Below are 23,413 nucleotides of genomic sequence, written 5' to 3'. Positions count from 1 at the left end.
TGTAACGGGCTGTGGGAGTGAACATTTTCGCGATCGGTAACCTTGTCGGTTGTGGTACGCATAGCGTTCTTCGGTCCGGAAGGTACTTTCACCGAGCAGGCGGCGCGGAATCTCGCCGGCGGTGATCAGCTGTTTCCGGTGGAGACAATCCCAGCAGCTTTCGACGCCGTTCGCAGCGGAGTGGCCGAGGGCGCGTGCGTGCCGGTCGAGAATTCCGTCGAAGGCCCGGTCACCGCGACGCTCGACAGCGCCGTCGACGGTGACCCGCTCGTCGCGGTCGCCGAGGCGCTGTTGCCGATCCGGTTCAGCGTCCTCACCCGCTCCGACGCACCCGACCCGCCCCGCACCGTCGCCAGCCATCCGCACGCGCTCGCGCAGGTCCGCGGCTGGCTGGCCGAGCATCTGCCGAAGGCCGAACAGCTCGTCGCCTCGTCGACGGCCGGCGCCGCGGTGGGAGTGCTGGAAGGCGAGTACGACGCCGCCGTAGTCGCGCCGGTCGCCGCGGAGCACTACCCGTTGCGCGTGCTGGCCACTGACGTCGCCGACCTCGCCGATGCGCGCACCCGGTTCCTGCTGCTGCGCAGGCCGGGACAGCTGCCCGAGCCGACCGGCGCCGACCGGACGTCGATCGTCGTGGCCGCGGCCAACCGCACGGGGTCGCTCGCCGGGCTGCTCACTGAGCTGGCGATGCGCGGCATCAACCTCACCCGCCTCGACGCGAGGCCGGTCAAGGGCGACTACGGCACGTACCGGTTCTTCTTCGACTTCGAAGGCCACATCGCCGAGCCGCGTATCGCCGACGCGCTCGCCGCGCTGCGCAGGCGCTCGACCGAGGTGCGGTTCCTCGGCTCGCACCCGCGCGCCGACGGCGTGGCGGCCACTCTCGAACCCGGTGCGGGTAACGATGACTTCGCCGCGGCCGACGCCTGGGTGGAGGCCGTCCGGAAGGGAGAGCTCGCGTGAGGCTGTATCTGGTGCGGCACGCACAGAGTGAGGCGAACGTCCGCAAGATCCTCGACACGGCGTTGCCGGGGCCGCCGTTGACCGAACTGGGCAGGCAACAGGCCCGGGACCTGGCGGAGCGGCTGGGTGGCGAGCCGATCGCGGCGGTGTACGCCTCCTACGCCACGCGTGCCCGGCAGACGGCCGGCCCGTTGGCCGATGCGCGCTCGATGGAGGTGACGTTGTTGCCCGGCGTGCAGGAGGTCAGCGTCGGCGATCTCGAGGGACGCGGCGACCAGGAGGCCCTCGAGCTGTACGGGAAGATCGTCGGCCAGTGGCTGGACGGGCGGCTGGACGTGCCGCTGCCCGGTGGCGAAACCGGCCACGATGTGCGGAAGCGGTACGTCGAGGCGATCGACGGGCTGCGCGACCGGCACTACGGCTCCGGCGAGGCCGTCGTCGTGGTGAGCCACGGCGGTGCGATCCGGTTCGGCGCGGAATGGCTGGCCGGGAACGTGACCTCGGAGATCGCCGACAACGGCCTGTTGCCCAACACCGCGCTGGTGCGACTCGACGCGGACGCGAATGGCGGCTGGCACTGCTCCGAATGGGCGGGTATCAGCGTCGGGAACTGATCGACCGCTTCCCGTCGTGTCTTCACCGTGTCGTCATCGTTGTCACCGTGTCGTCGCTGTTGTCACGGTGTCGGCGCGGCGGTGCCGAGCGCGTACTGCTGCCGTGTTTCCGTGACGCGAATGGGTGGTGTCGAACGGGAAACCGTCGATGCCGGCGTGAGGAAAGTGTTGCCGAACACATTCGGGCGGTTCACCAGAACGGTCCCATGATGTTGTCAGCGTGATGTTGCGCCGATGATGTCGGCCGATCACGGTTGTGGGCCCGGCGGGCTCCGTGCGCAGGCGTTTCGAGCATGCCGTGAATTGTTATCCCGCCTTGACCGCGGGCGGGAAAGTTCTGCGCAACCGAAGAGTGCGTGAAACGTCTTCCGGGTAGCCGACATTCCGGCAAGGGAGGCGCGTGATGAACAAGATTCGTGAAACCGCTTCGCATAGGTCGATCGTCGCGGGTGCGGCGATTCTGGCGCTCGTTCTCGCCGGCTGTGGTGGCCCGGCGGACGGTTCCGATTCGCAGGGAGTGGGCCAGCAGGAGGCCTCGTCGACCGCATCCGAGGGAACCGGATCCGGTGATTCCCCGGCAGCCACCGCCGACAAGCCCACCGCAACGGCTGACGCCGACGCCGGTGACGGCTCCGCGCCGCAACAGGACGCACCCAAGCAGGCCGTGCCCACGCGTGAGCGGGCCGGATCCGGAGACACGTGCCTCGCGGCGGACCTCGAGCTGTCCCTCGGCCGCGGCGAGGGCACCGCGGGCACCCACTACCGCCCGCTGCGCTTCACCAACGTCTCCGACTCCGCGTGCGTGATCCACGGCTATCCCGGGGTCTCGTACGTCGCGGGCGACGACGGGCACCAGGTCGGCACGGCCGCGTACCGCACGGGCGGCAAAGGTGCGCCGGTGACGCTGCAGCCGGGCGCCACCGCGCACGCGGACGTCGGATTCGTGCAGGTCCGCAACTACGACCCGGCCGAGTGCAAGCCGACCCCGGTTCGCGGTCTGCGCGTGTACCCGCCGCACGAGACGAACTCGATGTTCGTCAAGGCTCCCGGCACCGGGTGCGCCGAGTTCCCCGGCGGCCAGCAGCTCACCGTCGCGACCGTCAAACCCGGCCGCTGATCGCGCAGGACCGACCGTGTGGGGATCTCGTCACGCTGGGGTCCCCACCGGTACCGGCCGCGGCTCAGACCGTGCCGGGGCGTCGGCCCAGCATCAGCACCGCGACGACCGTGACGACGCCGAGCGCGATCTGGCAGGCGCCGGAGAACGCGAACGTGGCGCTCGTCGACCCCAGGACGGTCGTCAGCAGACCACCCAGCAGGGCACCGACGGGCAACATGCCCCACACCACGGTCCGCCACACACCGAGCACCCGGCCCAGCAGGTCGGCCGGCACGAGGCGGTGGCGCGTGGTGGCCAGCAGCACGTTGGCGACGACCACGGCACCGGCGAACACGCCGAACAGCACCGCGCTCACCACAGGTTGGGCCGAGAAGCCCATCGCCACGAACGCGGCCCCGGCCGTGGCCATCGAACCGGCGAGCACGTAACGCCCGCGGAACCGGTCGATCAGTCGTGAGGCGACCGCCGCGCCCGCCAGGCCGCCGAGGCCGCCGACGAGGCCGAACACGCCGAACGCGGCTTCGGTGAGCGAGAGGTCCTCGAGCGCGTACAGCACGAGCTGGGCCTGCGCGAGCTCCGACGTCAGCGCCAGCCCGCCCGCCGCGACGACGAGCCGCCACATGATCGGGTTGGCGATCAGCCAGCGCATGCCATCGGCGAGGTCGGAGCGCAGGGTGGCCGCGGGCCGGTCCTCGCCGCCGGCCCCCGACGACCGCTGCGGCCGGAAACTGCCGGCCAGCGCCAGCAGCAAGGCGGCACCGATGGCGAACGACGCCGACGTCAGCAGGAACGGGAACGCCGCGAACACCGCGAACGTGAGACTGCCCAGTGGGCCGCCCGCGAAGGTCTGCCCGACGATCTCGGTGGCCTGCAGCTTGCTGTTGGCGCCGGACAGTCCCCTCTGATCAACCACCGATGGGATCAGCACGTTGGCCGCGCTGTCGGCCACGACCTCGGCCACGCCCACGACGAGCGCGCCGAGATAGACGAGCCAGATCGACGCCGAGTCGGTCAGCACCAGCACGGTCATGCCGGCGATCGCCACAGCCCTCCCGGTGTTGGCCAGCACGATGGCCTTGCGCCGGTCGACCCGGTCCAGCATCGCGCCGGCCAGGACCGCGAGCAGCAGCCACGGCAGGAACTGGGCGGCCGACAACCCGGCGATCAACACCGGGTCGCGCGTGACGGTTGCGGCGAGGAGCGGGAAGGCGACCTTGGCGATACCGTCGCCGAGGTTTGCGGCGAGATTGGCGCCCAGCAGCAGGGATAGTCCGCGGCGGGCGGGGGCGGGGGAAGTCACTGTTGTGGTCGGATCTTGCGCCATCGTGTTAGAGCAGAACGTGCTCGGCCGGTAGCCGCTAGTAATCCTACCCTTTCGGGCGAATGTCTCAGTCGGAAACGCGACTTTCGCAGGGTGCGTGCCGCATGCGCCGTCGGTGTCCGGACGGGCGGCCTCGGGTCAGCCCCAGCCGAGTTCGTGCAGCTTGGCGTCATCGATGCCGAAGTGGTGGGCTATCTCGTGCACGACGGTGACCAGCACTTCTTCGACGACGTCCTCCTCGGTGTCGCAGATACTCAGGATCGGCCCGCGGTAGATCGAGATGCGGTCGGGCAGCACCCCGCCGTAATCGTGGCCGCGGTCGGGGAGCGCGACCCCGTGATACAGCCCGAGGATGTCGGGCTCGGACTCGTTGTGTTCCTCGACGAGGACGACGACGTTGTCCATCGCACTCGCGAACTGTTCGGGAACCTGGTCGAGCGCCGACGCGACGAGCTCCTCGAAGCGCTGCAGCGGCATGTCTACGGCCACGCCGGTCAGCCCCCGTTCCGCTCGCCGCTGACGTCCCCGCCGACGTCGCCCACGTCACCGTCGAGCTCGCCGTCGAGGTCACCGCCGGATTCTAGACCGGAGCCCGTGTTGCCCCCGCCGTCGCCGGAGCCGTCGGAGCCGTCGGAGCCGTTGCCACCGTTGCCACCGTTGCCGTCGTTGCCGGAGCCCCGGCCGTTGCCGTTGCCGTTGCCGCCGGAGTTCTGGTCCGAGCCCTGCGACGTCTTGTCATCGGCACCCGCCGAGGCGCTCGGCTTCGACGCGGCGTCTTTCGCGACGCTGCCGCGGATCGGAGCGAGCCCGCTCTCGTCGTCCAGCAGCGCCCCGACCTTGCAGTTCACCCGGGTCGAGCCGGCCTGCCAGCTCTCCTTCGTGCGGGTGTCCCACGCGGTGATCAGGCCCTGTTTGCGCAGGTCTGCGTCGCCGGAGTAGTCGCCGACGAGCTTGTTGCACCGCTTGTCGAGGAACTTGTTCTGGTCTTCCTGCGACGGGAACGAGTCGAACTCCTCGCCCAGGTCGACGACCGCGACCATCTCGTAGGAGTGCTGCTCGGCGCAGTCGACGGGGTCGCTCGGCGACTTGTCCTCGATGCCGAGGCAGGTGCCCTTGTCCCACACGTCCGACTGGTCGAGCTCGGCGGCGGGCGCGTCGAGGGTCTGCAGCGATCCGCCCGGTGCGGTGCGCTGGAGGCCGCAGTGCATCCGGCGGTCGCCGGAGTCCCACCGGCGCTCGTCGGGTTGCAGCACGCCGAGGCTGAGTTTGCCCTCCGGGTCCAGTTGCCCGTCCAGGTACTCGCGCGCCTTCTGGCCGCAGCGCTGTTCGGTGAGCGTGCGCCAGGTGTCGGCGTCGGGCTGTTTCGCATCGCGCGGGTACTGGTCGGAGATGTCGATCGAACCGATGACCTCGAACAGGTGCGGCTCGTCGCAGCCGACCTTGCGGATGTCGCCCGCGTCGGCGGCCTGCCAGGTCAGACAGGTGCCCGCGGGCGAACTGAACGCCTGGTAGCGGGCCTTCGCGGCCACTTCGGAGCGCTCCTGCGTGCGCTCCTCCGGCGTCTCGAAGCCCCACCCCAGCAGCCACGACAGGGACATCGCCGCAATGGCGCCCACGAACACGCCCGCGACCAGGACACGGGTACGGCGCGCCGTTTTCGTGCGCGCGGGCTTTTCCGGATGGAACCGGCGGGGCTCTTCGGACATCCATTCCATGATGCCTGCTCGTGACAGCTGTTGCCCGCGGGTCGCTAGGGTTGGGGCCGACCTCGGACGGGTGATGGCCCGGTCGGCGGACGAGCCGAGTGGTCGAACGACCTGGACCGGCGAGCCGGGGGAGCGAACGCAGGGTGCGCGAGCGAGGCCGATGACCGGACTCCGGTGGCCGGCCCTGGGGAGAGACCCCGGTACGGGGCCGGCGGACGGGAACCGGCAGACGAGAACAGGTGCCGACATGTGGAGCCTTCGAGCATGAGCGACGACAACAACACGGCTGGGGGGCCGCAGGACCCGTGGCAGGGTCGGCCGCCGGGGCCACCACAGGGCGGGCAGTCCTACGGGCAGCAGCCGCCGGGGGGAATGCCCGGCGGTCCGGAGCAGCAGGGCGGACAGCAGCAGCCGGGACAGCAGGGCGGGCCCGAACAGCACGGGGCGTCACAGCCGGGACAGTCACAGCCGGGTCGGATGCGGTTCCAGGATCCGTCGACCGCGGCGCCGCGGGAGCCCACGCTCGCCGAGCAGCGTGCTCGCCAGCAGGCGGCCGTCGCCGAGCGGGAGCGGGCCGCACAGGCCGAGCAGGCGCGGCTCGCGGCCGAGCAGAAGTCGGACAGCCGGCGCAAGCTGCTCATCGGCAGCGGCGTCGGGCTGGGCCTGGTCGGTCTGGTCGCGGGGTGGTACCTCGTCAAACCGGACGACGTCACCGCGGTGTGCACCGACGCCGAAGGCACGGTCGTCGCGAACGACGACTACTGCGACGAGGACTACGTCAACAGCCACGGCGGATACGTCAGCGGCGGGTTCATGTTCCTGCCGATGCCCGGCGGCGGCATGCAGCAGTACCGCTACAACTACGGCGGCAGCGGCACGCCGGGCACTCAGGTGCAGGGCGGTTCGTACAACAAGCCGTCCGGGGCGAACATCTCCACCAAGTCGGGCAAGTCCATCCAGCGGGGCGGCTTCGGCGTCAGCGGCGGCAGCTTCGGCAAGAGCGGAGCCTGATCCGTGCGGCGATCCACCTCAGCACCCCGCCCGAACTGGCAGCAGACCGTCGAGCAGCAGGGGCTCGTGTTCGGCACCCCGGCCCGCTACGGCGACGGCAAGGCCCGGCCCTACTGGGACGAGTCGGTGCACTACGTCATCCCCATGGAGGAGGTGCTCGCGCTCGAGGCCGACGTCGAGCTGCTCCACTCGATGTGCCTCGACGCCGTCGACCACGTGGTGACCACCGAGCGGTACCGCGAGTTCGGGTTGCCCGAATGGCTGTGGCCGTACATCGCCGAGTCGTGGAAGCGGCAGGATCCGCACCTGTACGGCCGGTTCGACCTGCGCTACGACGGCCGCGGCCCCGCCAAACTGCTGGAGTACAACGCCGACACGCCGAGTTCGCTGCTCGAGGCGGCGATTCTGCAGTGGCACTGGAAGACCGAGGTCTTCCCCGACGCCGACCAGTGGAACTCGCTGCACGAACAGCTCATCGAACGCTGGCAGCACGTCGGCGGGCTGCTGCCGTCGAAGGAAGTGCACTTCACGTGGTCGAGCGCCGACACCAGCGGTGAGGACCACATCACCACGACGTACCTGCAGGAGACCGCCGCCGAGGCCGGTCTCGACACGGTCGCGCTCGCCATCGAGGAGATCGGCTGGGATCCGCTGCTGAAGCGATTCGTCGACCTCGAGGAGGCGCCCATAGGCACGGTCGTGAAGAACTACCCGTGGGAATGGATCGTCGAGGAGGAGTTCGGCAGGTACGCCGCCGAATCATTGCCGCAGACACTGTGGGTCGAACCGCTGTGGAAGACCCTGCTGTCCAACAAGGCGCTGCTCGGCATCCTCTGGGAGAACTATCCGGGGCATCCGAACCTGCTGCCCGCGTTCAACGACCAGCCCGGTCTGCTCACCGAGTACGTGCGCAAGCCCAAGCTCGGCAGGGAGGGTGCGAACGTGCAGATCGTCGCGCCCGGCTACGAGACCGAGACCGCGGGCGTCTACGGCGCCGAGGGCTACACGTTCCAGGCGTTCGACCCGCTGCCCGAGTTCGACGGTTTCCGCCCTGCGATGGGCGCCTGGATCGTCGGCGACAACGCGGCGGGACTCGGCATCCGTGAGACCGCGGGCCTCGTCACCGACGACGGTGCCGCGTTCGTCCCGCACCGCATCCCGGAATGACCGCAGACCGATGACCGCAGACCGATGACCGCGGACCGGCGCCGGGCACCGGCTGGCACCGCGTCCGAAATGTACCCGCAGCCGATACCGCGTCCGATTGCACGCGGAGCCGGCTGGCACCGTGTTCGACCGACTCCGTGTCCGGTGGATGACCGCGCCCGGCCGGCGACCGCCGGCCCCCGGCACCGGCCGGACGCCACCGCTTTCGAAAACTGAGCAAGGGAGAGTTCCACGTGAACGTCGCACTGTCCGAAGGCTTCTTCGGGAACATCGCCTGGGGCATCGGGGCGATCGCCCTGTACGCGATCGTCGGCCTGCTGCTGATGTTCATCGGCTTCTACGCGATCGACTTCACCACGCCCGGCAAACTGTCGGAGCTGGTGCGCCGCGGCCTGCCGAACGCCGTGATCGTCACCGCCTCGGGGCTGCTGTCGATGGCATTCATCGTCGTCGTCGCCATCTGGGCCTCCACCGGCGACCTCGCCGAGGGACTGATCATGTCGCTGGTGTTCGGGTTCGTCGGAATCGTCGTGCAGGTCGCCGCGGTGCGCGTGCTCGAGTTCGCGACCCGCATCGACGTCCGGTCGACCATCGAGAGCGAGCGGTTCGCCCCCGCGAGCCTCGTCGTCGCGGCCGCTCACCTGGCGCTCGGCCTCGTGGTGGCCGTCGCCATCTCGTAGCGGTCCCGCCGCGCCGGACGCCGCCACCGGCGCCGCGGATGCAGTCTCGTGACCGGACCGTCGCGTGATCGTTTCGCGGGCTTGTCAGGTGCACCTGACGCGCTACGGTGGCGGCGTGCGGCTATTGCGGACCCCAGATGATCGTTTCGAGAACCTCCCCGGCTTCGACTTCCCCGAGCGTTACGCCGAGATCGACAGCCCGGAGACCGGCATCGTCCGCATCGGGTACGTCGAGGCGGGTCCCGCCGACGGCCCGGTCGTGCTGCTGCTGCACGGCGAGCCGAGCTGGTCGTACCTGTACCGGAAGATGTTGCCGGTGCTCGCCGACGCAGGGCTGCGTGCGATCGCACCCGACCTCGTCGGCTTCGGTCGTTCGGACAAGCCCGCCGACGTCGCCGACCACACCTACGCCGCGCACGTCGAGTGGATGCGCGCGTTCGCGTTCGACGCGCTCGACCTGCGCGACGTCACGATCGTCGGCCAGGACTGGGGCGGGTTGATCGGCCTGCGCCTCGTCGCCGAGCACCCGGAGCGGTTCGCGGGCGTGGTGGCGGCCAACACGGGACTGCCGACCGGTGACGAGGGCATGCCCGACGTCTGGTGGTCGTTCCACGACGCCGTCGAGAAGGCGCAGGTGCTCGACATCGGCCGCTTCGTGCAGTCCGGCTGTGTCACGAAGCTGACCGAACCGGAGCGGGCCGCCTACGACGCGCCGTTCCCGAACGAGATGTACAAGGCCGGTCCGCGGGCGATGCCGTCGCTCGTGCCGACCACGCCGGACGACCCGGCCACGGAGGCGAACCGGGCGGCGCGCGCCGCGCTCGGCAAGCTGTCGATCCCGATGCTCGTGGCGTTCTCCGACAGTGACCCGATCACCGCGGGCATGCGCCCCGTGCTCGAGCGCCTCCCGGGTGCGGAGAACCGCAACCACCCGACGATCACCGACGCGGGTCACTTCCTCCAGGAGGACGGCGGACCGGCGCTCGCGAGCGAGATCGCGACGTTCGTCCGCTCCCTATAGTCCGCGCTCGACACCGCGTGTCCTGCACTCGGCACCGCGTGTTCTGCGCTCGGCACCGCGTGTTCTGCGCTCGGCACCGCGTGTTCTGCACTCGGCACCGCGTGTTCTGCACTCGGCACCGCGTGTTCTGCGTTCCGGCGCCCGTGTTGCTCCCGCCCGTCTCCCTGCCCCGGACCCTCGCCGACGGCGCCCGTGCCCTGCGTTGCAGGGCCGGGTTGCCCCCACGCGTCACCCGGTGACCACGCCTCGACGGCACCGGCGCGAGACGGCTGTCTCGTGTGGGGCGCCGCCTCGGCGAACCTGCCGCCGACCGCGTGGTCCGGCCCGCGCGTGGGCTGTCGCGTCACTGCTGTTCGGCCGCGCGCTTGATCGTCCGCAGTCGGCGATCCCACCGGTCGGCCAGTGCGGACATCCAACTCGCCGTGGCGGCGAGTGACTCCGAACGGACGGTGTAGCGCACCTCGCGGCCGCTGCGTTCGGGTTCGACGAGGCCGGCCTCGCTCAGCACCCCGAGGTGTTTGACGATCGCCTGCCGCGAGACGGGCAGGTCCGCGGCCAGCACCGACGCGCTCGCCTGCCCGTGAGCGGCGAGCGCGTCGAGCAGTGCGCGCCGCGTGGGGTCGGCGAGCGCACCCAGTACCGCGTCTGTCCCGGGGTCCGTCACGCCGCCGTCGTCGCCGTCGTCAGTCGGTCGAGAACCCAATCCCAGCCTCCGGTGTTGTCCTGGAACGCCTGCCGTCCGTCCTGCTCCGGCAGGGTGGCGAAGCCGCTTTCGATGACCTGCAGCCGGGTGCGGCCCGCTTCCTCGGTGAGCGTGAACTCGACGAGCGTGGAGTTTCCCGCCCCGGGTTCACGACCGGGATAGGCGCTGGCCCAGCGGTACGAGAGCACGCTGTGGGGATCGGCGCGCTCGATGACGATCGGGTACTCGTGGTCGTGTTCGTCGCGGGTGACCAGCCTCGCGCCCGGCACGACGGTCAGTGCGCCGCCGCGGGCGTTGACCCAGAAGAATTCGATGAGCTCGGCCCACACCCGCTCGGGCGGGGCGTCGATCAGGATCTCTCGTTCGATCCGGTCCGTGTCCATGGGCTTTCCTTCCGTCGGTTCGTGCAACTTCAGAGTTGCACGAACTGTGCGTTGGCGCAACCAGTCAGTTGCAGGTCGGTGGCGGTTAGGATCCCTGTGTGATCGACCTCAGGATTCTGCGCGAAGACCCGGACCAGGTACGCGCCTCGCAGCGAGCCCGCGGCGAGGACCAGGGCGTCGTCGACCGGCTGCTGTCCCTGGACGCCGAACGCAGGTCCGCGATCGCGACCGCCGACCAGCTGCGCGCCGAACACAAGGCGCTCGGCAAGCAGATCGGCAAGGCCTCCGGTGACGAACGGGAGGCGCTGCTGGCGAAGGGTAAGGAGCTCGCCGCGCAGGTCAAGGAGGCCGAAGTCGAGCAGTCCCGCGCGAGTGACGAGTTCGAGCAGCTCCACCGCACGGTGCCGAACCTGATCATCGACGGCGTCCCCGCGGGTGGCGAGGACGACTTCGAGGTGCTCAAGCAGGTCGGCACCCCGCGCGAGTTCGACTTCACCCCGCGCGATCACCTCGACCTCGGCGAGCGTCTCGGCGCGATCGACATGGAGCGGGGTGCCAAGGTCTCGGGCGCCCGCTTCTACTTCCTGACCGGGGTCGGCGCCCAGCTGCAGCTCGCGCTGCTGAACATGGCCGCCGCGCAGGCAGGCGCGACCGGCTTCGAGCTCATGGTGCCGCCGGTTCTCGTGCGCCCGGAGATCATGGGCGGCACCGGGTTCCTCGGCGCCCACGCGGACGAGGTCTACAACCTCGGTGCCGACGACCTGTATCTCGTCGGCACGTCGGAGGTGCCGCTGGCCGGGTACCACGCCGACGAGATCATCGACCTCGGCGCGGGCGCGAAGCGGTACGCGGGCTGGTCCACGTGTTTCCGCCGCGAGGCAGGGTCGTACGGCAAGGACACGCGCGGCATCCTCCGCGTGCACCAGTTCGACAAGATCGAGATGTTCGTCTACTGCAAACCCGAGGACGCCGAGTCCGAGCACGAGAAGCTGTTGGCGTTCGAGGAGGACATGCTCGCCAAGATCGAGGTGCCGTACCGCGTGATCGACACCGCGGCCGGCGACCTCGGCACGAGCGCGGCGCGCAAGTACGACTGCGAGGCGTGGGTTCCGACGCAGGAGACGTACCGGGAACTGACGTCGACGTCGAACTGCACGACGTTCCAGGCCCGCAGGCTCGGCGTGCGCTACCGCGACGCAGGCGGCAAGCCGCAGACCGTGGCCACGCTCAACGGCACGCTCGCAACGACTCGGTGGCTCGTGGCGATCCTGGAGAACCACCAGCTCGCCGACGGTTCCGTGCGCGTGCCGGAGGCGATGCGCCCGTTCCTAGGCGGCCGTGAGGTCCTCTCCCCGGTCGGCGAATAGGGAGCCGGGGGCGTCGACGCCGGTGATCCCGGCGTCGCGCATGGCCGCCCACATCGTCACCTGGTTGGCCGTGAGTACGGGCACTTCGAGCTGCGCCTCGAGCGGAGCGATGAGGTCGTAGGTCGGCACGTTGGTGCACGCGATGAACACCGCGTCCGCTCCGCTGGTGTCGACAGCGGACACTGCAGTTCGGACGTCGGCGTACGACGTCTTCCAGATCCCGCCGCTGAGGCCGAGGTCGTACCGGGCGGTCGTGGCGATGCCGAACGCGGCGAGGAAGTCGACGAGCTTGTCGGTGATGGCGTCGACGTACGGCGTGACCAGCGCGACGCGGCGGGCGCCGAGCTCCGTGAGCGCCGCGACCATGGCGCCCGACGTCGTGACGGCGGCGGGCGCACCGGCGTCGAACATCGCGGCGACGATCGCGGCCTCGCCTGCGGCACCGTCGATGAAGCTTCCCGAACTGCACGAGTAGGCCACGGAACTCGGTTCCGGCGCGAGGATGTCGCGGGTGGCGTTGCGGACGCCGCGAGGATCGCTGAGCGCGGTCGCCAGCTCCACCGACACCGGATCCGGCAGGTGGGGCAGGCGCGTGGCGTACAGGTCGACGTGGGCGGGCAGCCAACGCCACAGCTCGCGGTCGAGGGCGAAGTCGAACGGCGCCACGAGGCCGATGCCCGTGGTTGCGGGCTCGACCGGCCGGATCATGCAGTCTTCGGACACAGATTTCACGGTAGGGCCGCACAGGCTGCGGGTGCGTTAAAACGCAGAAAACTTTCCCGCGAGTTTTCGGCTCTCGGCGAACCGGCCGGGAACCGCGGCGCCGGAGTCCGGCGCAGGTTCAGTCCGGGGTGGCGTCGGCGACGTGACGGGCGATTTCGAGGGCGCTCGTGGCCGCAGGGGACGGGGCGTTGAGCACGTGCACCTGACCGGGTGCGCGGTCGATGAGGAAGTCGTCGGCGAGCGAGCCGTCCGGCAGCACCGCCTGTGCGCGCACACCCGCGCCGTGGCGGGTGATGTCGTCAGGCCCGACCGCGGGCACGAGCCCCGCCAGGCTCCGTGCGAACCGTTTCCGGGACAGTGATCGCCGCACCTCGTCGAATCCCACCGGGAACGCGTACCGCCGGGCCAGTCGCCACGCACCCGCGAACCGCGCCACGTCGGCGACGTCGCGCGGTGAGACGTCCCGCCACCGGTAGCCCTCGCGGCGCAGCGCCAGCACCGCGTTGGGTCCGGCGTGGACACTTCCGTCGAGCATCCGCGTGAGGTGCACGCCGAGGAACGGCAGCGACGGATCCGGCACCGGGTAGATCAACCCGCGCACGAGGTGCCGCGCGCCCGGGCTCAGCTCGTAGTACTCGCCGCGGAACGGGACGATCCGAGCCCGCGGGTGCACTCCGGAGAGCTCGGCGACCCGGTCGGCGTGCAGGCCCGCGCAGTTGACGAGCACGTCCGCGCGGAGCGTGTCGGTCACTTCGGCGCCGTCGGTCGCCGTCTCGGTCGCGATGTCGACACCTCCGCCCGTGCGCGGCCGGATCGCCACCGCGCGCGTGCCGAGTCGCAGGTCGGCACCTGCGGCCGTCGACAGCCGTGCGAGCGTTTCGCACACGGCGGGGAAGTCGATGATGCCGGTTGTCTCGACCCGCAGCGCCTCGACGCACGCCACCTCGGGTTCGTACTCGCGTGCCTCCGCAGGGCCGATCAGCCGGGCGGGGACGCCGTTGGCCTCCGCCCGTTCGGCGAGTACGTGCAGCGGCGCGCGTTCGGACGGCTGGGTGGCGACGACGAGCTTTCCGCAAACCTCGGCGGGGACCCCGTGTTCGCGGGCGAACGCGAGGATCGACCGGTTGCCGGCCACCGACATTCGCGCCTTGTGCGAGCCCGGCTTGTAGTACAGACCCGCGTGGACGACGTTCGAGTTGTTGCCCGTCTGATGTGCGGCCCAGCGGTGTTCCTTCTCGATCAGGGTCACCTCGTCGCCGCGTCCGGTCAGCTCGCGCGCAACGGCGAGTCCGAGAATGCCGCCGCCGATCACCACAACCCGTCGCATGGCCGACGACGGTAACGCCTCTCGTGCGGCGATCACGTGTCCGCTCGGAGTCGGGTTCCTCACGCGGTGGCGAGATCACGCCTGGCGAACGCCGCCGTGCCCGCAACGGCCAGAGCCAGCGTGAGCAGCAACATCACCACCGGCGCCGTGAGCGGCGGCACACGGGTGCCTGCGCCCACTGGTGCACGAGCCCATCGCATTGATCGAATACGGGCACGGCACCGACTACCGGAACCGTTCGAGGACCTGGTCGAAGAAACGTTCTCGATGCTCGAGAGTCTCGAGCCGTAGCGTCGGCCGGCGGCGCCGCTCGGCACCCGGCGGGTGCCCGCCGAGTCGGCCGTCCGGTCTCGGTACGTTGTCTGCTCGGCCGGTCGTTCGGCTTCGGCGGGGATGGGGTGGTCGCGCCATGATCGCCACAGGCGTGGTGGTGGCACTGTGGGTGGGTCTCGCGGTGCTGCTCGTCGCGGTGTGGCATCGGCTGAGCGACCATCGCGGCTGGCGCCTCGTCACGCTCGCGGTCACGGTGGTCGCGTCGCTGGCGCACCAGCTCGCCTACGGCACGGTGCCCGACGAGGCCCACGTCGGCTTCCGCTACGCACGCAACATCGCCGACGGCTACGGGCCGGTGTTCAACCCGGGCGAACCCGTCGAGGGCTACACCGACTTCGCGTGGATCGTGCTCCTGGCGCTGGTCCGCGCGATCACGGGTGCCGAGGTCGAACCGGTCGCCGTGACCCTCGGCATCGTCTGCGCACTCGGCTGCGTACTCGTCGCGTACGTGCTCACCGGACGGATCCTGCGCTGGTCCGGCCGGGCACCCGCGTTCGCCGTCGCCGCTGCCGTGGTCACCGCAGCGACCGGCGCGCTCGCCGCCTACGGGCCGTCCGGACTCGCCACGCCGCTGTTCGTGTTGCTCGTGCTGACGCTCGTCTACACGCTGGTCACCGGCCATATCGTGCTGGCGGGCCTCGTCGCCTCGCTCGCGGTGATGACGCGCCTCGACGGCGTGGTCGTCGCCGTGGTCGCGTGCGTGTGGCTGGTGATCGCCGCGGTGCGCGGTCGTATGCCGCGGCCGTCACCCGCCGTGTACGTCGCCGGCGCTGCGGTGCTGCTCGTGCCGTGGGCGGCCTGGCGCATGACCTACTACGGCGACAGCGTCCCCACAGCGGTCGTCGCCCGCCTCGTCCGCGCCAGCGATTCCCTGGTCGGCCGGTTCGAGGCGGGGTGGACCTACGTCACCGACTTCGCGCTCACCTACCAGGCCTTTCTGCTGGTCGCGGCCGTGACGATCGGCCTGCTGAGCTATCGCCGTCGACTGCCCGGAGCGACGTACGCGTGGCTGCTGTTGGCGCTCGCCCTGGCCGAAACCGCGTACGCGATCGCGATCGGCGGCGGGACCCTGCCCGCGTGGGAACTGCTGGCGGCCGTCCCGGTGCTGCTCACCGTCGCCGCGGCGAGCGGATTCGCGTTGGCCGGGACGCCGGCCGACGGGTCGGCACCGGCTGGCGGTCCGAACACGACGTCAGAAGGGGCTGCACCGGGCGGTGCCGGCGCCGGACAGGTGCCGACCGGACGCGGCGTCGCCGTCGTCGCCGTGGTGCTCGCCGGGTTGTCACTGACTCTCGGGATGACCAGGACCCTGCCCGCGATGCAGGAACTGCGAACCGTCGAAGACCAGCTGGACGAGATCGGCGACTGGCTTGGCGAACGCCTCACCGGCGGCACGGTCGTCAGCGCCGTGCCCGCGGGAGCGCTCGCAGCCGCGGCGGGCCCGCAGCTGTACGTCGTCGACCCCAGTGGAACCACCGACGCACACCTGGCACGTAACCCCGGGGACCACGCCTACGTCGTGCGCGACCGCATGCCCGCCGTGGTCGTCGACGCAGCAGGTGGGTACCTGCCGAGCCGGACGTGCCGGATCCGCACCGAGTACGCCGGTCCTTACGAGGTCGTGCCGTTCCGCCGCGCCGGAGGCGAGGCGACAGGGGGCCGGTGGGTGGAGCTGTACCTGCACCGGCCGCAGGCCGATCTCCTGACCGAACGGCTCACCGCCGACCCGCGGTTCACCGCCAAACCCTGCTGATGCGGGCGTGCGGCCGAGCGCGGGGTCAGAACCAGCGTTCGAGGACCTGAGCGACACCGTCCTCGTAGTGCGGCGCCGTGACCTCGTCGGCGACGTCGAGCACGGCCGGGTGTGCGTTCGCCACCGCGACACCGTGTCCCGCCCACCGCAACATCTCGACGTCGTTGGGCATGTCGCCGAACGCGATCGTGGCGTCCGCGTCGAGTCCGTTGCGTCGGGCGACCGCGGCGATCCCGGTGGCCTTCGTGACGCCGTGTGCGGCCAGCTCGATGAGCCCGGCACCGGACGAGAACGTGACGTCGACGTGCGAATCGAGGACCTCGCGCGCGGCCTTCGCCATGGCGTCCGACGTCATCTTGGGGTGGCTGACCAGCAGCTTCACCGCCGCGTGGCCGAGCACTTCGGCGCGGGAGGCCTGCGAGCCCTCGCCGTCGCCCCACGGATTGTGGTAGCCGGACTCGATCACGAAGTTGCGCATGTCATCGTCCACGGCGTGGGTGCCGATCCGCTCCGCGCCGAGCGTGCATCCGGGCAGCGCGTGCTCGAGGGCGTCGGCGACGGTCGCCAGCTGTGCGGGGTCCATCAGCCCGTGGACGTCGACCACGCGGTCGGCGCCGATGTCGTACAGCACGGCGCCGTTGGCGCACACGGCGTATCCGTCGAGGCCCGCCTGTTCGGCGACCTCCGGGATCCACCGCGGCGGACGTCCAGACACGAGCACCACCGGCACGCCCGCAGCGACTGCGCTGTCGACCACGTCGACCGTGCGAGGGCTCAGGTGCGTGGCCGTCGACAGCAGCGTGCCGTCGACATCGGATGCGATGAGGCTCGGTCTCTCCACGATTCCAGTGTTCCAGAGCCCCGTGACAGGTCCGCCGTGTTCCATACGACATCCCCTCGGACGACGCCGGTCGATCGTGCGCACGTAGCGCACTGCCTCGTAGCACACCGCCCCGTAGCACACCGCCCCGTAGCGCGGTGTCCGTACCGCGCGTTGCGCGAGGCACAGCGCGGCGATCGGGGACGACAGAGCGCCGTGGAGTGGACAGGGTAGAGCGCGGCACGGTAGTGCGCTGCCCGGGAACGGCGTGGGGACGACGGAACGGCGTGGGGGCGACGGAGCGCCGGCGGGCGGCACTGGGCTGTGCGCGGTGCTGTGCGCGGGGACGACACGCCCGGAACGTCGCCCGGAGTGGGCACCCACGACAGCGAGGCCGTTGGCCGATAGCGTGTGGCGCCGTGCGCGTTGGCATTGTGATCCTTCCCGAGGACCGCTGGTGGGCGGCTGAGCCGAAGTGGCGGGCCGCGGAGGAGTACGGCTTCGACCACGCCTGGACCTACGACCACCTCGGGTGGCGAAACCTGGTCGACGGGCCGTGGTTCGGCGCCGTTCCGACGTTGACCGCCGCCGCGACGGTGACGTCGCACATCCGGCTGGGCACGTTCGTGACCTCGCCGAACTTCCGGCACCCGCTGCCACTGATGCGCGAAGTGATCACGCTCGACGACCTGTCGGACGGCCGGTTCGTCCTCGGTGTCGGCGCGGGAGGCCTCGGCTACGACGCGACCGTGTTCGGTGAGCAGGAGCTCACGGCCGGGCAGCGTGCAGACCGGTTCATCGAGTTCACGACCGTGCTCGACGGTCTGCTGCGGGTCGACGGGTTCGACCACTCCGGCGAGTACTACACGGTGCAGGGTGCGCGGAACCTGCCCGGCGCGGTGCAGCATCCGCGTCCGCCGCTCGTGATCGCCGCCAACGGGCCGCGCACGATCCGCTTCGCCGCCGCGACCGGTGACGCCTGGTTGACCACGGGGCGAAACTCCGACGAACTCGAATCGTGGTGGAAGGGCGTGGCCGAGCTGTCCGCGCGCCTGGACGACGAGCTCGCGGCGGCGGAACGCGACCCGGCGACGCTGGAACGGCACCTCAGCCTCGACGCCGCACCGGTGTACTCGCTGACCAGCAAGGAAGCGTTCGTCGACGCCGCAGGACGAGCCGCCGAGCTGGGGTTCACCGACGTCGTGGCGCACTGGCCGCGTAGCTCCAGCCCGTATCAGGGACGCGAGGTCGTGCTCGAGGAGGTCGCCGACGACGTGCTGCCCGGCCTGCAGGAACGTCCCGCTTCCGAGTGAGCCGTCTGGTTCCCACGACTCGTAGCTCGGCCGGGTGAAAGCACGTGGGGAATGTCGAGCCGGTGGAACCGGAAACGACGACGTTCCGTCGGAACTGACGTACGGCGCTGACCACACACGCATCACACGTGGTCATCCCGGGGGTGTTGGAGCGCGGACCCTCGTGCGGCGGGTAGGCGGCCAGGTGAGAGCCGCTAATGGGAAGTCCCGAACGGGGACGGGGGAGCCTCGCCGCACGAGGGTCGTGGCGCGTCGGTAGCCTTTTGCACCGTGAGCGCGTTTACGGAAACTCCCAGCAACGGAAATGCCGGTTTCGACGGGTATGACCTGGTCGTTGTCGGCTCCGGATTCTTCGGCCTCACAGTGGCCGAACGAGTGGCCAGCCAGCTCGGCAAGCGAGTCCTCGTGCTCGAGCGCAGGCACCACATCGGCGGCAACGCCTACTCCGAACCCGAGCCGGAGACCGGTATCGAGGTGCACACCTACGGCGCCCACCTGTTCCACACGTCCAACAAGCGGGTCTGGGACTACGTCAACCAGTTCACCGACTTCACGGATTACCAACACCGGGTCTTCGCGAAGTATCAGGGACAGGTCTACAGCTTCCCGATGAATCTGGGCTTGATCAACCAGTTCTTCGGAAAGTCCCATTCCCCGGACGAGGCGCGCGAACTCATCGCCGAGCAGGCGAGCGAAATCGAAACCTCCGACGCGCAGAACCTCGAAGAGAAGGCCATTTCCCTGATCGGCCGGCCGCTCTACGAGGCATTCGTGCGCGGGTACACCGCTAAGCAGTGGCAGACCGACCCCAAGGAACTGCCCGCCGGCAACATCGCGCGGCTTCCGGTGCGCTACACGTTCAACAACCGGTACTTCAACGACACCTTCGAGGGCCTGCCTGTCGACGGCTACACCGCTTGGCTCGAGAAGATGGCCGAGCACCCGAACATCGAGGTGCGGCTGAACGTCGACTACTTCGACGTGCGCGACCAGATCCCCGCGGACACGCCGACCGTCTACACCGGGCCGCTCGACCTGTACTTCGGCTACTCGGAGGGGCGCCTCGGCTGGCGCACGCTCGACTTCGAGCAGGAGGTCGTGCCGACGGGCGATTACCAGGGCACGCCGGTGATGAACTACAACGACCAGGAAGTGCCCTACACCCGGATCCACGAGTTCCGGCACTTCCACCCCGAGCGCGAGGACCGATACCCGAAGGACAAGACGGTCATCGTGCGGGAGTACTCACGCTTCGCCAACGAGGACGACGAGCCGTACTACCCGATCAACACCCCCGACGACCGGGAGAAGCTCGAGCGCTACCGCGAGCTCGCCAAGGCCGAGGCCAACCAGCGCAACGTGCTCTTCGGCGGCCGTCTCGGTACTTACAAGTACCTCGACATGCACATGGCGATCGGGTCGGCGCTGTCGATGTTCGACAACAAGATCGCTCCGCATCTGACCGACGGCGCCCCTCTGGACGGTTCCATCGATGCTTGAGAAGGACCCCGCTCTAGCAGGCACCACCACCGCCGACACCGATCTTGACACCGGCGCCACCGTCGGCGATGCCGACGCCGTCGGTGCGACGCCCGGGTCGCCGGCTGCCGGTGAGGTCGCCGTCCTCGCCGCCGTACAGGACAGGATCGTCAACCCGACGACGGTGAAGATCGCACGCGGCATGTCCCACTTCGGCGAGCACAGTGCCGGGTGGTTCGCGTTGGCGCTGGTGGGCGCGGGGGTCGACAAGCGGCGCCGGAAGGACTGGGTCACCGCGGCAGCGGGGATCGTCGGTGCTCACGCGGCCTCCATCGCCGTCAAGCGGGTGGTGCGTCGTCCGCGGCCCGATCATCCGAGCGTGCGGGTGGGCGTGGGCACGCCCAGCAAGCTCAGTTTCCCGTCGTCGCATGCCACGTCGACCACGGCCGCGGCTGTCCTCTACTCGGGACTCACCGGGCGCAACGTCGTGCCCGCGCTCGTGCCGCCGATGCTCGCGTCGCGGCTCGTGCTCGGCGTCCATTACCCGACCGACGTTCTCGCCGGCGCTGCGCTCGGTGGCGTCGTCGGCGGGTTCGTGCGTCGCAAGCTGAATCGCAACCGGAGCTCACGATGAGTGAGACGACCCGACAGGCCGAGGCAGGCCAGGCGGAGGCGACCGTGTCGAGCGAACAGACCACCGGCCAGGAAGCCGGCGCTTCCGGGAACATCGTCACCGGGCTGCTGAAGACCGCGCGGCCACGGCAGTGGGTCAAGAACGTGCTCGTTCTGGCCGCGCCGTTCACGGCCGGTGAGATCGCCACCGGTGGCGTCCTGCTGGACGCGCTGATTGCCTTCGTCGCGTTCTCCTTCGTCGCATCGGCGGTGTACCTGGTCAACGACGCGATCGACGTCGAGGCGGACCGGGCACACCCGACGAAATGCAAACGGCCCATTGCTGCCGGCATCGTTCCGGTCCCTGCGGCGTACATCGCCTCGGTGGTGTTCTTCGCTGCCGGGTGCGCGCTGAGCCTGCTCGCCTCGTGGCAGCTGCTCGTGGTGTTGGCCGTCTACATGGCCGTGCAGCTGGGTTACTGCTTTGGACTCAAGCACCAGCCGGTCGTGGACCTCGCGATCGTCGGCTCGGGCTTCCTCATGCGCGTGATCGCGGGCGGCGTTGGCACGGGCATCGCGCTGTCGCAGTGGTTCCTGCTGGTGACGGCGTTCGGTTCGCTGTTCATGGTCGCGGGCAAGCGCTACGCCGAGATCAAACTCTACGAGCGTACCGGGGCCAAGATCCGTTCCTCGCTGAAGAAGTACTCGGCGAGCTATCTGCGGTTCGTGTGGGCGACGTCGGCAGCGATCCTGATCATGTCGTACTCGCTGTGGGCGTTCGAACAGCAGCAGGTCGATCCGGGCTCGATCTGGAGCGTCATCTCGCTGGTGCCGTTCGTCGTCGCCGTGCTGCGCTACGCCGTGGATGTCGACAGCGGCAACGCCGGCGAACCCGAGGAGATCGCACTTCACGACCGCGTGCTTCAGATCCTCGGCGGTACGTGGGTGGTCATGCTCATCCTCTGGTACTACCTGTAATTCCGGGCCACCCCGATTTCCGCGACGGATGACGCCACCGTGACGTACCCAGAGCCCGCCGCTTCGAACGCGGACCCCCAGGTTGCCGGTGACGATTCCGGTCGTCGTTGGAGCCACGTACCGCCGGTGCCACTCCCCGGTCTCGGCCGTGCGGCCGCCGAACTCGTGACCGCCATCGTCGGGGCCACGGCGATCAGCCTGTTCCTGCAGTTCGCCGTGAACAGCGCGCCCAACCTGGTTCCCGACACGTACGTTCCCAACGCTCTGTTGTCGTTGATCGGCGCCGGGCTCATCGTGTGTCTCGTCGGCGGACTCGCCGTGCGGCGGGTGGTCACAGCGCCGTGGTGGGTCAAGTTCGCGGGTGTTACCGGCGGCCTGGCTACGTTGGCGACGTTGACGCTCGCGCTGCCGTTGCTGTCGACCCGCTACTACCTGGGAGGTACGACCGGGGACAACGAGTTCCGTCTCCGGTACATGGAGCGGATGGCCTCCGGGTGGGGGCTCGCCGACTTCAACTACGAGGGGCTTCCGCCGTTCTACCCGGCGGGCTGGTTCTGGCTCGGTGGGCGCTTCGCCAACCTTTTCGATCTGCAGGGTTGGGAGGCGTACAAGCCGTTCTCCATCACGACGATCGCTGTCGTCGCGACCGTGACGTTCGTGCTGTGGCGGTTCGTGGTGCGTCGGCGGATGGCGGTGCTGGCGAGCCTGGGCACATTGCTGATGGGCCTGTACGTGCCGGGCGTCGGCGAACCGTACGCGTGGCCGACCACGGCATGGCTGCTCCCGGTATTGGTCCTGACGTGGAACGCGCTGCGAAACCGGGAGAAACCGCGTTGGCCACTCGTACTGACCGGGATCTATCTGGGTGTGTGCGCGATGACGTACACCCTGCACCTGGCGTTCGGCGCGATGTTGGTAGTTCTGCTCGCGATCATCGCGGGTGTGTTGCGAGTGCGGGCGGGCGCGTCTCGCGGCGAGGTCGTCCGGGGTCTGGTCGTCCGAGTAGCGCTCGTGGCCGTCGTGTCGGTCGCTCTGATGCTCGTCGTGTGGGCGCCCTACCTGTTCGGCGGAGGCTTGGGGGCTGAGAACGTCGCTGCGCGCTATCTCCCGGAGACGAGTGCGTACTTCCCCATGCCGTTCAAACCCAATGGCCCGATTGGCCTGTTGTGCTTGGCAGGGCTGGCATGGTCGGTCGTGCGGGTGCGTGCTCATCGGGTCGCTCTCGTTGCGTTGGTGACGGCCGGTGCGGTCTATCTGTGGTACGTGCTCTCCACATTGGTATTGGCGTTCGACACGACGTTGCTGGCGTTCAGGTTCAACGTGACGCTGAACGTCACGCTGGCAGTTGCGGGTGTGTTCGCGACGACGGACATGCTGGGCTGGGGTCTGCGCCGGTGGCATGAATGGCGAACCCAGATCACGGCCGCCGTCGCCGTCGTGGCGATCGCTTTGAGCGTGGGGGTTCTGCAGGACAGTCTTCGAGGCCCGATGAGCGATGGCTTCGAATCCGCGCTCTCGGATTACTACCCGAACGGCAGGACCCCCGAGAGTCGACACCACATTCCCGGCGAGGAAGAAGACGAGGGAATCTGGAGCGGCAAGTTGCTGGCCGCAGTCGACGAACTCGGTACGGGCACTGCGGAACGCGAGACGGTTCTCTCGGAACAACATCACATGCTTGTGTTCCGGCCGTTCTGGTTGTTCCACGACCATCGGCCGCACTACACGAATCCCTTGTCGCGGCACGACGAACGTGCGGCAGAGATCGACACGTGGGCTGCGTCCGGCAGCCCGCAGGAGCTGTACCGGCGGATGCATGACGGCCCGTTCGGTGCGCCGACCATGGTCGTGCTCAAGAAGGGCGAGGACGACAACTACTTCTATACCGTCAAATACGACACCTTCCCGAGGAAGACGGCTGCTCTCGGCCGCAAGGTCACGTTCGAACCGTCGGTGTTCGAGTCATCGCGGTTCGAGAAGCGCGATGTCGGCCCGTACGTGGTGATCGCCGTACGTTGA

The 23,413-nt window shown here is 69.5% G+C and carries 22 protein-coding genes; 14 read left to right on the top strand and 8 right to left on the bottom strand.

All coding sequences use genetic code 11. The features are described from left to right. Positions 1 to 51 precede the first annotated feature (51 nt). The 3 genes from pheA (at position 52) to FB384_RS07190 (ending at position 2,694) form a co-directional block, all read left to right on the top strand. The gene (pheA, locus tag FB384_RS07200; RefSeq protein WP_183780553.1) at positions 52 to 963 is read left to right on the top strand and encodes a prephenate dehydratase; all 912 of its coding nucleotides are present in this window, start codon (positions 52 to 54) and stop codon (positions 961 to 963) included. Next, on the top strand, positions 960 to 1,577 hold the full coding sequence (locus tag FB384_RS07195) for a histidine phosphatase family protein (RefSeq protein ID WP_183780550.1): 618 nt from the start codon (positions 960 to 962) through the stop codon (positions 1,575 to 1,577). Before pheA ends, FB384_RS07195 begins: the two co-directional genes overlap by 4 nt. 403 nt (positions 1,578 to 1,980) lie before the next feature. Continuing rightward, positions 1,981 to 2,694: a DUF4232 domain-containing protein gene (locus FB384_RS07190; protein WP_183780547.1), complete on the top strand. Its 714-nt coding sequence runs from the start codon at positions 1,981 to 1,983 to the stop codon at positions 2,692 to 2,694. Positions 2,695 to 2,758: 64 nt separating this feature from the next. On the opposite strand, the gene FB384_RS07185 is transcribed toward FB384_RS07190, so the two are convergent. From FB384_RS07185 to FB384_RS07175, 3 genes are all read right to left on the bottom strand, one after another. Further along, positions 2,759 to 4,021, bottom strand: coding sequence for an MFS transporter (locus FB384_RS07185; protein WP_183780544.1), 1,263 nt, complete (start codon positions 4,019 to 4,021; stop codon positions 2,759 to 2,761). Positions 4,022 to 4,156: 135 nt separating this feature from the next. Further along, positions 4,157 to 4,495 (bottom strand): metallopeptidase family protein, encoded by a 339-nt coding sequence (locus FB384_RS07180; protein WP_221213050.1) that lies wholly within the window; start codon positions 4,493 to 4,495, stop codon positions 4,157 to 4,159. 17 nt (positions 4,496 to 4,512) lie between these two features. Then, positions 4,513 to 5,724 carry a septum formation family protein gene (locus tag FB384_RS07175; protein ID WP_183780539.1) on the bottom strand — a complete coding sequence of 404 codons (1,212 nt, stop codon included), beginning with the start codon at positions 5,722 to 5,724 and terminating at the stop codon, positions 4,513 to 4,515. A 477-nt stretch (positions 5,725 to 6,201) separates the two neighbouring features. On the opposite strand from FB384_RS07175, the gene FB384_RS07170 reads away from it, so the two are divergent. The 4 genes from FB384_RS07170 (at position 6,202) to FB384_RS07155 (ending at position 9,603) form a co-directional block, all read left to right on the top strand. Then, on the top strand, positions 6,202 to 6,735 hold the full coding sequence (locus FB384_RS07170) for a hypothetical protein (protein WP_183785105.1): 534 nt from the start codon (positions 6,202 to 6,204) through the stop codon (positions 6,733 to 6,735). Between the two features lie 3 nt (positions 6,736 to 6,738). Continuing rightward, entirely contained in the window at positions 6,739 to 7,902 is a 1,164-nt protein-coding gene (locus FB384_RS07165) for a glutathionylspermidine synthase family protein (protein ID WP_183780537.1), read from the top strand. Between the two features lie 233 nt (positions 7,903 to 8,135). After that, positions 8,136 to 8,582, top strand: coding sequence for a DUF350 domain-containing protein (locus FB384_RS07160; protein WP_183780535.1), 447 nt, complete (start codon positions 8,136 to 8,138; stop codon positions 8,580 to 8,582). Between the two features lie 115 nt (positions 8,583 to 8,697). Beyond that, complete coding sequence (locus tag FB384_RS07155) at positions 8,698 to 9,603, top strand: haloalkane dehalogenase (protein WP_183780534.1); 906 nt, start codon at positions 8,698 to 8,700, stop codon at positions 9,601 to 9,603. Positions 9,604 to 9,946: 343 nt separating this feature from the next. On the opposite strand, the gene FB384_RS07150 is transcribed toward FB384_RS07155, so the two are convergent. Together FB384_RS07150 and FB384_RS07145 are read right to left on the bottom strand one after the other, a co-directional pair. Beyond that, a complete protein-coding gene (locus FB384_RS07150) occupies positions 9,947 to 10,267 on the bottom strand; it encodes an ArsR/SmtB family transcription factor (protein WP_183780532.1) in 321 nt (106 codons plus the stop codon). After that, entirely contained in the window at positions 10,264 to 10,689 is a 426-nt protein-coding gene (locus FB384_RS07145) for an SRPBCC domain-containing protein (RefSeq protein WP_183780530.1), read from the bottom strand. The genes FB384_RS07150 and FB384_RS07145 overlap by 4 nt, the downstream gene beginning before the upstream one ends. Before the next feature lie 98 nt (positions 10,690 to 10,787). Between FB384_RS07145 and serS the strand changes: the two genes are divergently transcribed. Then, the gene (gene serS, locus FB384_RS07140) at positions 10,788 to 12,056 is read left to right on the top strand and encodes a serine--tRNA ligase (protein ID WP_183780528.1); all 1,269 of its coding nucleotides are present in this window, start codon (positions 10,788 to 10,790) and stop codon (positions 12,054 to 12,056) included. Here the strand turns inward: serS and FB384_RS07135 are convergent. After that, complete coding sequence (locus FB384_RS07135; protein ID WP_183785103.1) at positions 12,018 to 12,764, bottom strand: maleate cis-trans isomerase family protein; 747 nt, start codon at positions 12,762 to 12,764, stop codon at positions 12,018 to 12,020. The two genes, serS and FB384_RS07135, sit on opposite strands and share 39 nt — an antisense overlap. 133 nt (positions 12,765 to 12,897) lie before the next feature. Beyond that, positions 12,898 to 14,106, bottom strand: a complete 1,209-nt coding sequence (gene lhgO / locus FB384_RS07130) for an L-2-hydroxyglutarate oxidase (RefSeq protein WP_183780525.1) — start codon at positions 14,104 to 14,106, stop codon at positions 12,898 to 12,900. A gap of 409 nt (positions 14,107 to 14,515) precedes the next feature. Between lhgO and FB384_RS07125 the strand changes: the two genes are divergently transcribed. Further along, positions 14,516 to 16,192: a hypothetical protein gene (locus tag FB384_RS07125; protein ID WP_183780522.1), complete on the top strand. Its 1,677-nt coding sequence runs from the start codon at positions 14,516 to 14,518 to the stop codon at positions 16,190 to 16,192. Positions 16,193 to 16,217: 25 nt separating this feature from the next. Here FB384_RS07125 and FB384_RS07120 read toward each other — a convergent pair whose 3' ends face one another. Continuing rightward, entirely contained in the window at positions 16,218 to 17,033 is an 816-nt protein-coding gene (locus FB384_RS07120) for an HAD family hydrolase (protein ID WP_183780519.1), read from the bottom strand. Between the two features lie 398 nt (positions 17,034 to 17,431). Between FB384_RS07120 and FB384_RS07115 the strand changes: the two genes are divergently transcribed. From FB384_RS07115 to FB384_RS27275, 5 genes are all read left to right on the top strand, one after another. Further along, positions 17,432 to 18,325 (top strand): LLM class flavin-dependent oxidoreductase, encoded by an 894-nt coding sequence (locus FB384_RS07115; RefSeq protein WP_258936489.1) that lies wholly within the window; start codon positions 17,432 to 17,434, stop codon positions 18,323 to 18,325. Between the two features lie 270 nt (positions 18,326 to 18,595). After that, the gene (gene glf / locus FB384_RS07110) at positions 18,596 to 19,825 is read left to right on the top strand and encodes a UDP-galactopyranose mutase (protein WP_183780516.1); all 1,230 of its coding nucleotides are present in this window, start codon (positions 18,596 to 18,598) and stop codon (positions 19,823 to 19,825) included. Beyond that, entirely contained in the window at positions 19,818 to 20,438 is a 621-nt protein-coding gene (locus tag FB384_RS07105; protein ID WP_183780513.1) for a phosphatase PAP2 family protein, read from the top strand. The genes glf and FB384_RS07105 overlap by 8 nt, the downstream gene beginning before the upstream one ends. Beyond that, positions 20,435 to 21,394, top strand: a complete 960-nt coding sequence (locus FB384_RS07100; RefSeq protein ID WP_183780494.1) for a decaprenyl-phosphate phosphoribosyltransferase — start codon at positions 20,435 to 20,437, stop codon at positions 21,392 to 21,394. The genes FB384_RS07105 and FB384_RS07100 overlap by 4 nt, the downstream gene beginning before the upstream one ends. 126 nt (positions 21,395 to 21,520) lie before the next feature. After that, positions 21,521 to 23,413, top strand: a complete 1,893-nt coding sequence (locus FB384_RS27275; RefSeq protein WP_183780490.1) for an arabinofuranosyltransferase — start codon at positions 21,521 to 21,523, stop codon at positions 23,411 to 23,413.

Source organism: Prauserella sediminis, assembly GCF_014195435.1.
Taxonomy (GTDB): Bacteria; Actinomycetota; Actinomycetes; order Mycobacteriales; family Pseudonocardiaceae; genus Prauserella; species Prauserella salsuginis.
This window is presented reverse-complemented; position numbering and strand designations above follow the sequence as displayed.

What these genes read in the sequence shown, in the direction of transcription:
- FB384_RS07190 (WP_183780547.1), top strand. Translation starts at nt 1,981, where the DNA reads ATGAACAAGATTCGTGAAACCGCTTCGCATAGGTCGATCGTCGCGGGT.
- FB384_RS07185 (WP_183780544.1), bottom strand. Translation starts at nt 4,021, where the DNA reads ATGGCGCAAGATCCGACCACAACAGTGACTTCCCCCGCCCCCGCCCGC.
- FB384_RS07180 (WP_221213050.1), bottom strand. Translation starts at nt 4,495, where the DNA reads ATGCCGCTGCAGCGCTTCGAGGAGCTCGTCGCGTCGGCGCTCGACCAG.
- FB384_RS07175 (WP_183780539.1), bottom strand. Translation starts at nt 5,724, where the DNA reads ATGTCCGAAGAGCCCCGCCGGTTCCATCCGGAAAAGCCCGCGCGCACG.
- FB384_RS07170 (WP_183785105.1), top strand. Translation starts at nt 6,202, where the DNA reads ATGCGGTTCCAGGATCCGTCGACCGCGGCGCCGCGGGAGCCCACGCTC.
- FB384_RS07145 (WP_183780530.1), bottom strand. Translation starts at nt 10,689, where the DNA reads ATGGACACGGACCGGATCGAACGAGAGATCCTGATCGACGCCCCGCCC.
- FB384_RS07135 (WP_183785103.1), bottom strand. Translation starts at nt 12,764, where the DNA reads ATGATCCGGCCGGTCGAGCCCGCAACCACGGGCATCGGCCTCGTGGCG.
- lhgO (WP_183780525.1), bottom strand. Translation starts at nt 14,106, where the DNA reads ATGCGACGGGTTGTGGTGATCGGCGGCGGCATTCTCGGACTCGCCGTT.
- FB384_RS07125 (WP_183780522.1), top strand. Translation starts at nt 14,516, where the DNA reads ATGATCGCCACAGGCGTGGTGGTGGCACTGTGGGTGGGTCTCGCGGTG.
- FB384_RS07105 (WP_183780513.1), top strand. Translation starts at nt 19,818, where the DNA reads ATGCTTGAGAAGGACCCCGCTCTAGCAGGCACCACCACCGCCGACACC.
- FB384_RS07100 (WP_183780494.1), top strand. Translation starts at nt 20,435, where the DNA reads ATGAGTGAGACGACCCGACAGGCCGAGGCAGGCCAGGCGGAGGCGACC.